This window comes from Sporosarcina ureae (assembly GCF_002101375.1).
Taxonomy (GTDB): domain Bacteria; phylum Bacillota; class Bacilli; order Bacillales_A; family Planococcaceae; genus Sporosarcina; species Sporosarcina ureae_B.
In genome coordinates this window covers 1,463,151-1,475,000 of the sequence record NZ_CP015207.1, presented here as the reverse complement: position 1 = coordinate 1,475,000, position 11,850 = coordinate 1,463,151, and the positions used below count along the sequence as shown (strand labels likewise).

The following is an 11,850-nucleotide window of genomic DNA, read 5'->3' as shown; positions in this document are numbered from 1 at the left end:
AAGGGTGAGAATCCCTTCCACCGAATGCCCAAGGTTTCCTGAGGAAGGCTCGTCCGCTCAGGGTTAGTCAGGACCTAAGTCGAGGCCGATAGGCGTAGACGATGGACAACAGGTTGATATTCCTGTACCACCTCCCCGCCGTTTGAGTAATGGGGGGACGCAGTAGGATAGGGTGAGCACACAGTTGGTTGTGTGTCTAAGCAGTGAGGTGGAGAACGAGGCAAATCCCGTTCTCATATAACACTAGGCTGTGATGGCGAGGAGATTAATCTCCAGAGTCCCTGATTTCACACTGCCAAGAAAAGCCTCTAGCGAGGCGGGAGGTGCCTGTACCGCAAACCGACACAGGTAGGCGAGGAGAGAATCCTAAGGTGATCGAGAGAACTCTCGTTAAGGAACTCGGCAAAATGACCCCGTAACTTCGGGAGAAGGGGTGCTCTGGTAGGGTGAATAGCCCGAGAGAGCCGCAGTGAATAGGCCCAGGCGACTGTTTAGCAAAAACACAGGTCTCTGCAAAATCGTAAGATGACGTATAGGGGCTGACGCCTGCCCGGTGCTGGAAGGTTAAGAGGAGGGGTTAGCGCAAGCGAAGCTCTGAATTGAAGCCCCAGTAAACGGCGGCCGTAACTATAACGGTCCTAAGGTAGCGAAATTCCTTGTCGGGTAAGTTCCGACCCGCACGAAAGGCGTAACGATCTGGGCACTGTCTCAACGAGAGACTCGGTGAAATTATAATATGCGTGAAGATGCGCATTACCCGCGACAGGACGGAAAGACCCCGTGGAGCTTTACTGTAGCCTGATATTGAATTCCGGTGCAGCCTGTACAGGATAGGTAGGAGCCTTGGATTCCGGAGCGCTAGCTTCGGAGGAGGCATTGGTGGGATACTACCCTGGCTGTATTGGACTTCTAACCCTTGCCCGTGATCCGGGCAGGAGACAGTGTCAGGTGGACAGTTTGACTGGGGCGGTCGCCTCCTAAAGAGTAACGGAGGCGCTCAAAGGTTTCCTCAGAATGGTTGGACATCATTCGCAGAGTGCAAAGGCATAAGGAAGCTTGACTGCGAGACCTACAAGTCGAGCAGGGTCGAAAGACGGACTTAGTGATCCGGTGGTTCCGCATGGAAGGGCCATCGCTCAACGGATAAAAGCTACCCCGGGGATAACAGGCTTATCTCCCCCAAGAGTCCACATCGACGGGGAGGTTTGGCACCTCGATGTCGGCTCGTCGCATCCTGGGGCTGTAGTCGGTCCCAAGGGTTGGGCTGTTCGCCCATTAAAGCGGCACGCGAGCTGGGTTCAGAACGTCGTGAGACAGTTCGGTCCCTATCCGTCGCGGGCGCAGGAAATTTGAGGAGAGCTGTCCTTAGTACGAGAGGACCGGGATGGACATACCGCTGGTGTACCAGTTGTCTTGCCAAAGGCATCGCTGGGTAGCTATGTATGGACGGGATAAATGCTGAAAGCATCTAAGCATGAAGCCCCCTTCAAGATGAGATTTCCCATTACGCAAGTAAGTAAGATCCCTCAAAGATGATGAGGTGGATAGGTCTGGGGTGTAAGTACGGCGACGTATGTAGCTGACAGATACTAATCGATCGAGGACTTAACCTATATTAAAAAGTAGTTACTTGAACTACACCAATGTCTTTTATTCAGTTTTGAGTGAACAAGCTTTACTCAAAGAGTCTAGTAACGATGGCGAAGAGGTCACACCCGTTCCCATACCGAACACGGAAGTTAAGCTCTTCAGCGCCGATGGTAGTTGGGGGTTTCCCCCTGTGAGAGTAGGACGTTGCTAGGCTTTATTTTTTTTGCTTCTTTTCAGTGGTCCCGTGGTGTAGCGGTTAACATGCCTGCCTGTCACGCAGGAGATCGCGGGTTCGATTCCCGTCGGGACCGCCATATTCTAACATTCCAAAACGATTTCACCTTAATGGGTGCAATCGTTTTTTTATTGTAAATAAACAAGGTTGTCTTCTTAGCTTTTGTTTTGCAAGGTTTTTCTGTACACTAGTACTATAATAGGAAGAGAAGGGTGAGTTGGCTGTGTGGAAGAAAGAAATTAAGTCTGTTGTAGAGATGGAGAATTTAGCTGCCAAGATTGGTAGCTATCTAAGACCTCCTGATGTTCTGACACTTGAGGGCGATCTCGGAGCTGGTAAGACAACATTCACAAAAGCGCTTGCAAAAGCAATGGGCGTCACACGGACGGTCAGTAGTCCTACTTTTACGATTATCAAGCAGTATGAAGGGGATTACCCTTTCAATCATTTGGATGTATATCGGTTAGCCAATAGCGAGGAAGACTTAGGTTGGGACGAACTGTTTTATGGAGATGCGATTTCTGTGGTGGAATGGGCACAATTTATTGAAGAAGAGTTGCCTGAACATCGATTAGAATTGGTCATCCATCATACGGGGCCCGATTCCCGTAGAGTTGAATGTACGCCAAAAGGTGAACGATTTACACGTATTTGTGAGGAGATTTTTACATGATATGGTTAGGTATAGATACAGCAAATTCACCTTTATCTGTAGCAATCGTTAAAGATGATGTATTACTTATCGAAGAGTCAAGCATGATGAAGATTAATCATTCGCTATGTGCGATGCCAGCAGTGGAAGAGGCGTGTCGTAAAGCTAGTATTACTCCTTCGGAAATAGACGCTATTGCTGTTTCTGAGGGCCCTGGTTCGTATACAGGCGTTCGGATTGGCGTGACAATTGCGAAGACGCTAGCTTGGACGCTTGATAAGCCTCTTTATGGTGTATCGAGTCTAAAGGCTTTAGCGGTGAATGGACAACTGTTCAACGGTCTGATCTGTTCCATAATGGATGCTAGAAGATCTAACGTTTACACAGGTGTCTATCGAGCGAAGGGGACTGAATTGGTCAATGTGTTAGAAGATCAGCACTGTGCACTTGCAGAGCTGTTGGAGAAGTTAAAAGAGTATGAAGAGACGGTTTTATTTGTTGGAGAAGATGTGAAATTGTATGAATCAATTATTCGTGAGCATCTTGGAGAGCAAGCATATATTGCTTCATTTGCATTAAATGTGCCACGTGCATCTTCTGCTATCTTACTAGCGCAAAGTGAGAACCAACCCGAAACGGTCCATACGTTTACGCCACAGTATAAGCGGATTACTGAGGCAGAAGCTAATTTGGTGAAGAAGGAGTCTTCCCATGAGTAATGAAGTGCTATTCCGAAAGATGACGTATGAGGATATTCCAGCGGTTGCGGGAATAGAACTCGAATCGTTTGCGACGCCTTGGACAGAAGAGATTTTCGAGCATGAATTAACAGGAAATGAATATGCGCATTATATTGTAGCGGATTTAGACGGTGAAGTGATTGGGCATTGCGGTATGTGGATTGTTCTCGATGAATGTCATATTACCAATGTGGCCGTACTTTCGGCTTACCGAGGTAAAGGCTATGGAGAGGATCTGATGCGCCAAGCAATGGAGTTGTGCCGCTTGAATGAAGTGAAGTCCATGACGCTTGAAGTGCGTGTGAGTAATGAGCCAGCACGGATGTTGTATCGTAAGTTAGGTTTTCAAGAAGGCGGTATCAGGAAAAACTATTATACAGACGACCATGAAGATGGACTCGTCATGTGGGTGGAATTCTAATGGATAAAGATCATTATATTTTAGGTATTGAAACAAGCTGTGATGAAACAGCAGCTTCTATAGTGAAAAATGGTACGGAAATTATTTCATCTATTGTTTCGTCACAAATTCAGCAACAAAAGCAATTCGGGGGTGTCGTTCCCGAAATAGCTTCGCGTCTACATGTGGAACAAATTACACTGGTAATTGAGGAAGCATTGAATGAAGCCAAGCTTGTACCAAGTGATTTGGAAGCGGTCACTGTGACAGAAGGGCCTGGATTAGTAGGAGCCCTGTTGATCGGTATCAATGCAGCGAAGGCTTTTGCATTTGCGAATCAGTTACCATTGATTGGTGTGCATCATATTGCAGGCCATGTCTATGCCAACCAATTGATTCATGAGATGGAGTTTCCTTTGCTGGCGCTCATCGTCTCAGGGGGTCATACCGAGCTTGTCGTCATGAAATCACATGGTTCATTCGAATTGATCGGTGAAACGCGTGATGATGCTGCGGGCGAAGCCTATGATAAAGTAGCTCGTGTACTTGGTTTGCCTTATCCAGGAGGTCCACAAGTAGATCGGTTGGCGCTAGCGAGTGATGAAAGTATTGACTTCCCACGCGCTTGGCTTGAAAAAGATTCGTATGATTTCAGTTTTAGTGGACTGAAATCTGCAGTTATCAATTATAAGCATAATATCGAGCAAAAAGGCGGAAAGATCAATCATGATCATGTTGCGGCGGGCTTTCAACAAAGTGTTGTCGACGTACTGACAGTCAAGACAGTGAAAGCGGCAAAAGAATATGATGTGAAGCAAGTGATTGCAGCAGGTGGTGTAGCTGCCAATCAAGGACTGCGAAACTCATTGACTGCTGCACTTGAAAAAGAAGGAATTCCTTTTTATGTTCCACCTATTTCATTGTGCACAGATAATGCGGCGATGATTGCCGCGGCTGGCTATGAGATGTGGAAAAGTGGTGTTCGAAGTGATTCTAGTATGAATGGTCGACCTGGAATGTCATTAAAATCATGGAATTAATGAAGATGCACACAATTTGCTAACTTTCAGCAAATTGTGTGTTTTTTTGTTAGACGAATATTCGTTTGTCAAGAGGGAACGTTCGTACTTATGCACAGTTTGTGGATAGATTGTTAGTAACATTTGTAACCTGTGAATGGTAAACGGATACATAATGGATAACTATGTGGACTAATAAACATATAATTGTGGATAACGTGGATAACTATGTTCATATGTGTTCAAATGGGGATTTATTCTGTGGAGAAGATTGTGGAGAAATAAAGTGTATTTTAGCTACCATTTTTTAATGAAAGTATGAAAATGACGAATGATAGGAGGAACGGAGGGGTTCTTGTCGCAATTTGTCGTCTAGTTGTTCGGCAAAGATAGTTGAAGCATGGTGTTTATATACAAGTGTTCATAAAGTTTCTTGATTGCCCTATAGAATGTGATGTGCGCTTTATGTGATGCTGCAAACGCTCATAGTTTCTAGGCATCCGCCCTATGAGATAACATACCCGCTCATACCTCTCCCGCATACGCTCAATAAAACCGCGTACCCGCTCATAACCAAGACTCTATAGACAAAAAAAGCATCAAGAACCATTCAGTTCTCAATGCTCATTTCGTTTTAGACAATTTCAAGTTCCAGACGTCTTTACAAGTTCTCTAACTCATCTTGAAGTAACAACCACTCTTCGGATTGTTCGTCATGGGCAGTCTGGATTTCATCGATTTGACGTTGGATATCCATTAGTGCGATGTGATCGTTCGCTAGTTCGGGTTCTAGTAGTTTTGCTTGCAAAGATTCAATTTCTTCGTCGAAGGCTTCGAGTTTATTCTCTAAGTCTGCAATGGATCTCTTAAGCCGTCGTTCATGGCGTTGGTTTTCTTTATTCGTCACTTCTTTCTTGACGGTAGGTTGTTTTGCTCGTTGTTCGAGTTGTGTTGCCGCTAATATCTCTTCCGTCTCAGTTTTTTTCTCGACGAAGTAATCGTAATCACCCAGGTATTCCACTGCTCCATCGTCACTCATTTCGATAACTTTGGTTGCAAGTCGATTGATAAAGTATCGGTCATGAGATACAAACAAAATCGTTCCGGGGAAATCATCCAGTGCATTTTCTAATATCTCTTTGCTATCGAGATCTAAATGATTCGTTGGCTCGTCCAATATCAAAGTATTGGATTTCTCGAGCATTAATTGTGCCAATGAAAGACGCGCTTTTTCTCCACCTGACAGGGAAGAGACGCGCTTTTCTATATCGTCACCTGTGAACAGGAAGCGTCCGAGTAGTGAGCGGACATCTTTCTCATTCATTAGTGGCCAGTCGTCCCATATTTCCTGCAAGACGGTGCCGGAACCAATAAGTGTTGCCTGATTTTGATCATAGTAACCAAATTGGACATGGGTGCCGTAGCGAATTTCTCCGCCCATCAATTCGTTACGCTTTACTATAGTTTTAAGCAACGTGGATTTGCCGACACCGTTCGGTCCGACAAATGCTACGCGATCACCTTTATAAATACGCAGATTAATATTCTTTGATACAGGTTCTTCACCATAGCCAATTTTGACATCGTCTAGCGACAGTACATCGTTACCGCTTGGTCGGTCAATCGAGAAGGAGAAGTTCGCAGATTTCTCGTCGCCATCAGGAGATTCCATCCAGTCCCTACGCTCTAGTTGTTTCCGTCGACTCTTGGCCATTTTGGAAGTGGACGCACGCGCAATATTCTTCTGAATGAATTCCTCCAGCTTGGCACGTTCATCCTTTTCTTGAATGAACAACTTCTGATCGCGTTCATAGTTCTTCGCTTTCTCATCTAAGTATGAGCTGTAATTACCGCTGTACCTTGTGACTTTCCGTCGAGATACTTCATATACAGTAGTAACTACTTTATCGAGGAAGTATCGATCATGTGAAACGATTAGAATCGCACCTTCATAGCCTGACAAATACCGTTCGAGCCAATTCAATGTTTCAATATCCAAGTGATTCGTCGGTTCATCGAGTATCAACAAATCTGGCTTACTCAAAAGCATCCTCGCAAGCGCTAAACGAGTCTTTTGACCGCCTGATAGTAAGTGCACGGGCTTGTCGAAATCATCTGGGTAAAACCGCATGCCGTGAAGCACAGAACGGGCATCAGCTTCAAACTGATAGCCGCCTGCCTCCTTAAATTCAATTTGCAGTTCATCGTATTCCGTCATGATGCGAGCATAGCGATCCGCATCTTCATACACCGCAGGATTCGACATTTCATGCTCTAGAGCGCGCAGACGACTTTCCTTTTTACGAAGTGGCGCAAATACCGTCATCACTTCATCCCAAATCGTTAATTCCGAATCTAGTCCGCTGTGCTGCTCGAGATAGCCCATACGTACATCTTTAGGAATGATGATATCTCCTTCATCCGCGGATATTTCACCTGCAATAATTTTCAATAATGTTGATTTTCCAGCACCATTTCGTCCGACCAGTGCGACGCGGTCTCGATGCTGTACTTCGAGACGGACGTTCTCTAGTAGATCCGTGCCGGAAAAAGACTTGGTCAGTCCATTTACTTGTAAAATAATCAAGCCCCACACCTCTATTCCTTATTAGTTTAATGGAATGGGGCGTCCCATGCAATAATCGGCTTTACAATGAACTCGTTGTGCTGTACGATAAAAGCGGCTATACCCTTGTTCAGGGGTTGGTCATTGAAGTGACAATGGAGGTAGGGCACAGCTGTGAGTAAACCTAGAATTCCGCAGGCAACATCAAAACGGTTGCCTTTATATTATAGATTTTTACGAAATTATGCAGATAAGGGTGTACAACGCATTTCATCAGGCGAATTAAGTGAAGCAATGAAGATTGATGCAGCAACCATTCGCAGGGATTTCTCGCATTTTGGGGCGCTTGGACGTAAAGGATACGGCTATGACGTTGATTCGTTATTGCAATTCTTCCGCGAAACACTTGATCAAGATGAAGAAACCAAAGTGGCATTGATCGGAGTAGGTAGTCTCGGCAACGCTTTTTTGAAATACAATTTTCAAAAGATCCACAATACGAAAATTGTCGTGGCATTCGATCCGAAAGCACCGCATGAAGGTGAATTAAAGAACGAAATTCTGATTTATCCACCTGATCGTATTGAAGAGAAAATTAATGAACTAGGTATTGAAATGGTTATTTTGACCGTGCCATCACGTGTTGCACAAGAATTGACGGATCGTCTCGCTACAACGTCTGTGAAAGGGATATTGAACTTTACTCCAGAACGGCTGGCGGTACCAGATACAATCCGTATTCAGACCATCGACTTGTCCGTTGAGTTGCAAACACTGATTTATCTTATCAAAACGGACGTAAAAGATTCACAAATTACGTGACACCACGATAGTAAAATTATAGGTTTTCATGTAGAATAGACATATTATGAGGAGGTGGCCAACATGGCTCCAGGTATCGGAAGTTTACTGATTATCGCTGTGATTGCATTGCTTATATTTGGTCCTAAGAAATTACCTGAAATCGGTAAAGCATTCGGTTCTTCATTGCGTGAGTTTAAAAACGCAACAAAAGGCCTTACAGAAGACGAGGATGACGTAAAAAAGGTTGAAGACAAGAAAGAAGAAGTGCGCTGAGTTAGGGTGTTATTCTAATGGCAGATAAAGACTTAACAATCATTGAACATATAGATGAAGTTCGAAAACGGCTGATGGTAATCGTCGTTTTCTTTATTGTTGGGGCAATCGGTAGTTTCTTTTTAGCGAAGCCGTTGATTAATTTTATACAGTTCGATACACCGGCTGAACAAGTCACATTGAATGCATTTAACGTCGTGGATCCAGTTGTGATCTATTTGAAGGTCATTGTGTTTCTTGCGATTGTTATTATTTCACCGGTTATCATGTATCAATTTTGGGCCTTTATTTCACCGGGCCTTCGTGACTTGGAACGGCGTGTCACGCTATCGTATATCCCGTTTGCTTTTCTCCTGTTTTTAGCGGGAATTAGTTTCTCTTATTTTATATTGTTGCCGTATGTCATGAAATTCATGATTAACCTGTCAGGTCAATTAAACATTGAGCAGACAATCGGTATTAATGAGTATTTCTCTTTTTTATTCTCACTATTATTGCCGTTCGGTTTTGTCTTTCAATTACCGATCGTCATTTTATTTTTATCGCGTCTCGGCGTGTTGCAACCTAAAGTGCTCGTCAAAATACGGAAAGTCGCGTATTTCGTCTTGTTCGTTATTGCGGCGTTCATTACACCACCGGATATCGTATCGCATTTATTCACCTCGGTTCCGCTATTCATCTTATATGAGATCAGTATCGTGATTTCACGTCTAGGCTATCGGAAGTTCGAGAAATCTGAACGTCTACGCCAGATGGAAGAAGTGAAAGCAGAACAACAGCGTCAAATTGATGAAGTGATGAATAAACCGGATGATAATTAAATCAATTCAATTCAGATCCTCTTGCTAATGCGAGAGGATCTTTTTAGTTTACGTTGCAACGACCGAATATGGGTTCATTTACCAATGTCCCTGTGGTAAACTATCTAAGAATAGAATGAGTAGGGGGAAATGAATACAAGTGAATAGAAAAAAGACTCCAACTAGATGGAGCAAGTGGCTACTAGGTGCAATGTTGCTTATGGCGAGTGTTACGACTCCTATTATAGAAGGTCAAGCAGCTGCGGCTCAGCAGTCGTATAAAGGATTAGAAATAGGAATTAATCAAGTTATGTCAAGTCAACGTATGCGTGGTACACGAAGCAGTGTCATTGTACGTGAAGCGGATACTAATCGCATTGTCTATCAATATCGTGGCAATCAAGGTGTCACACCCGCTTCAAACGTCAAAGTTCTAACAAGTACATCAGCCCTTGAAGTGTTAGGAAAAGATTATACATTCGATACAGATGTTCTAACGAATGGTACAGTGAAAAATGGCATTCTCGACGGTCATCTGTATTTGCGTGGGACAGGCGATCCGACATTACTTGAATCTGACTTATTGCGTATGGCCCGACAAATGCGTGAATCAGGTATCCGTTCCGTAACTGGACATATCGTGGCGGACGATACATGGTTTGATACACAACGTCTATCACCGGGTATTCATAAGTCAGACGAAACGTATTATTACGCAGCACAAGTTTCAGCACTGACGATCTCGCCAAATAAAGACTATGATGCAGGTACGACAATCGTTGAAGCGAAGCCGACACGAAACGGGAAAGCGGGAGCTGTCACATTGACTCCTCACACGGATATCGTAAAAGTCGTCAACCGCACACGTACTGTACCAAAAAACCAGCGCAACACAGTGACGATGAAACGTCAGCAAGGTACGAACACGATTATTGTTTCAGGAAACGTACCACTCAACTCAAACGGCAAGCGTCAATGGGTAACGGTATCTAATCCGACAGCCTATACAGCAGATGTCTTCAAACGCGCACTGGCTAAAGAAGGTATCAAGCTTCAACCAACTGCTCGTGTAACACGTGGAAAAACACCTGCGAGTGCAGAGTTACTAGCAAAGAAAGAATCGATGTCGTTGTACTATTTAATGATGCCGTTCATGAAGTACAGCAACAACTCTCACGCAGAAATCTTGGCAAAGTCCATGGGCCGCGCGGTATATAATGAAGGAAGCTGGAATGCCGGCTTGCGTGTGGTGAGGGAAACGTTAGAAAAAAACAGCATTAGCACAAAAGGTATTTATTTAGAAGATGGTTCAGGTATGTCGCATAAGAATAAAATTCCTTCCGAGAAGATTGCGGAAGTGTTGTATGCAGCCCAGTCTAAAGAATGGTATCCGGCATTTGAGCGGTCGTTGCCAATCGCAGGCGTGAACGACCGTATGCTAGGTGGAACGTTGCGCAACCGTTTGACGAGTCCTATTGTCAGAGGCAAAGTGCAGGCGAAGACTGGTTCGCTCAACGGTACGGATTCGTTGTCGGGCTATGTGAAGACGAAGAGCGGTCAAGAGCTGATCTTCAGTATCCTGACAGAGAACGTGAAAGGAACAGCGAAGCCGGATATTGATAAGATGGTACAGGTAATGGCTGCGCAGTAAAGACTTTGAGAGTGGGTAAGGCACCGTTGATCGACGTTCCAGGCGGACGCGTTTGGAGGGCTCGCGGTGAGCCAACTAGTCACTTCGTTCCTTTAGTTGTCTCACCTGTCGAGCTGATCCTCCCAGAGTCGCCGCCTTCCACTTACGATCAACTAGTTTTCATTTCTAATTATAGTAAGTGAAAGTGAAGTTACACGAATTATATAATGACGTTATCATAATCTCCTTGTAGGGATTGGAGTGGAAGCAGGGGCCACGCCCTCAGGAAAGAGTCCCCTGCTGGAACTCCAATCCCCAAGCCCAATTTAACTTTATATATATCCACATTAAAAAAATCTCCCCATTCACGGGGAGATTTTTTCTATTGCAGGAATAATACGATACTCTGCTGCATATCTTGTAATTGTTGCAGTTTATCCGCATTCCATTGCACGACAGTGACGAAACTGTTCATGAGGAAATGGGCAATCATCGGGGTCAGCAGACGCTTGGTCTTGTAATAGACAAAGGCGAACGCGAGACCTGGCATTAAGTACATCAGCAAGTGTTGCAACTCACCGTGCACAGCTGCAAATACGATGGCGCTGACAATCGCAGCGACCCAGAAGTTCGTCTTTGTGTACAAGCCACCGAAGATAATCCGACGGAACACAACTTCTTCAAGGAACGGTGCAAACAACACCATGGCAAAAATGATAATAGGAGCGGTTTTTGAGATATTCGACAATAACTCTGTGTTCTCGGAACCAGCGGTCACACCGAACACGGACTCAATCGCGGCGCCTACAATCTGTCCAGCCATAGCAAGGAAGAAACCGAGTACTCCCCATAGAAGAACGCTTCCGAATCCAGAAGGCTTTCCTTTAAATACAGGTAAGAACTTTTTATTTCGTAACAAGAACGCGGCGATTATGAGTGCTGCGATACCTTGCGTGATAAATAACGTCCAGGCGAAACCTTGAGACACAGCTTCTACTTTAGACAAGCCTTTGCCGGTAAAGTACACAATTAATTCAGGGGCAAGAAAAATGCTGGCAATCTGCAGCAACACATACGACATGAAAATCATTAGAGCAACAACCCAGTTTTTCACGGTGCACAACCTTTCTTTCATACATGT

Annotated in this window: 10 protein-coding genes, 1 tRNA gene and 2 rRNA genes (1 of these 13 cut by a window edge); 11 read left to right on the top strand and 2 right to left on the bottom strand. The window is 44.5% G+C overall.

Going from position 1 to position 11,850, the window contains the following annotated elements; genetic code table 11:
• The 7 genes from SporoP8_RS07255 to tsaD all read left to right on the top strand — a co-directional run.
• Positions 1-1,613, top strand: a 23S ribosomal RNA gene (locus tag SporoP8_RS07255) (it extends 1,316 nt beyond the left edge of the window).
• Between the two features lie 74 nt (positions 1,614-1,687).
• Positions 1,688-1,803 (top strand): 5S ribosomal RNA (gene rrf, locus SporoP8_RS07250).
• 25 nt (positions 1,804-1,828) lie between these two features.
• Positions 1,829-1,904 (top strand) — tRNA-Asp (locus tag SporoP8_RS07245).
• 144 nt (positions 1,905-2,048) lie between these two features.
• A complete protein-coding gene (tsaE, locus tag SporoP8_RS07240) occupies positions 2,049-2,498 on the top strand; it encodes a tRNA (adenosine(37)-N6)-threonylcarbamoyltransferase complex ATPase subunit type 1 TsaE (protein WP_332308456.1) in 450 nt (149 codons plus the stop codon).
• Positions 2,495-3,196 carry a tRNA (adenosine(37)-N6)-threonylcarbamoyltransferase complex dimerization subunit type 1 TsaB gene (gene tsaB / locus SporoP8_RS07235; protein WP_085131895.1) on the top strand — a complete coding sequence of 234 codons (702 nt, stop codon included), beginning with the start codon at positions 2,495-2,497 and terminating at the stop codon, positions 3,194-3,196. Before tsaE ends, tsaB begins: the two co-directional genes overlap by 4 nt.
• Positions 3,189-3,638 (top strand): ribosomal protein S18-alanine N-acetyltransferase, encoded by a 450-nt coding sequence (gene rimI, locus SporoP8_RS07230; protein ID WP_085131894.1) that lies wholly within the window; start codon positions 3,189-3,191, stop codon positions 3,636-3,638. Before tsaB ends, rimI begins: the two co-directional genes overlap by 8 nt.
• Positions 3,638-4,657 (top strand): tRNA (adenosine(37)-N6)-threonylcarbamoyltransferase complex transferase subunit TsaD, encoded by a 1,020-nt coding sequence (gene tsaD / locus SporoP8_RS07225; protein WP_085131893.1) that lies wholly within the window; start codon positions 3,638-3,640, stop codon positions 4,655-4,657. Before rimI ends, tsaD begins: the two co-directional genes overlap by 1 nt.
• A gap of 640 nt (positions 4,658-5,297) precedes the next feature.
• Here tsaD and SporoP8_RS07220 read toward each other — a convergent pair.
• Complete coding sequence (locus SporoP8_RS07220; RefSeq protein WP_085131892.1) at positions 5,298-7,223, bottom strand: ABC-F family ATP-binding cassette domain-containing protein; 1,926 nt, start codon at positions 7,221-7,223, stop codon at positions 5,298-5,300.
• 153 nt (positions 7,224-7,376) lie between these two features.
• On the opposite strand from SporoP8_RS07220, the gene SporoP8_RS07215 reads away from it, so the two are divergent.
• From SporoP8_RS07215 to dacB, 4 genes are all read left to right on the top strand, one after another.
• A complete protein-coding gene (locus SporoP8_RS07215) occupies positions 7,377-8,024 on the top strand; it encodes a redox-sensing transcriptional repressor Rex (RefSeq protein ID WP_085131891.1) in 648 nt (215 codons plus the stop codon).
• Positions 8,025-8,087: 63 nt separating this feature from the next.
• A complete protein-coding gene (locus SporoP8_RS07210) occupies positions 8,088-8,279 on the top strand; it encodes a twin-arginine translocase TatA/TatE family subunit (protein ID WP_085131890.1) in 192 nt (63 codons plus the stop codon).
• A gap of 17 nt (positions 8,280-8,296) precedes the next feature.
• Complete coding sequence (tatC, locus tag SporoP8_RS07205; protein ID WP_085131889.1) at positions 8,297-9,100, top strand: twin-arginine translocase subunit TatC; 804 nt, start codon at positions 8,297-8,299, stop codon at positions 9,098-9,100.
• A 139-nt stretch (positions 9,101-9,239) separates the two neighbouring features.
• Complete coding sequence (dacB, locus tag SporoP8_RS07200; protein ID WP_085131888.1) at positions 9,240-10,730, top strand: D-alanyl-D-alanine carboxypeptidase/D-alanyl-D-alanine endopeptidase; 1,491 nt, start codon at positions 9,240-9,242, stop codon at positions 10,728-10,730.
• 361 nt (positions 10,731-11,091) lie between these two features.
• Here the strand turns inward: dacB and SporoP8_RS07195 are convergent, their stop codons facing one another.
• Complete coding sequence (locus SporoP8_RS07195; RefSeq protein WP_198166089.1) at positions 11,092-11,823, bottom strand: CPBP family intramembrane glutamic endopeptidase; 732 nt, start codon at positions 11,821-11,823, stop codon at positions 11,092-11,094.
• Positions 11,824-11,850 lie beyond the last annotated feature (27 nt).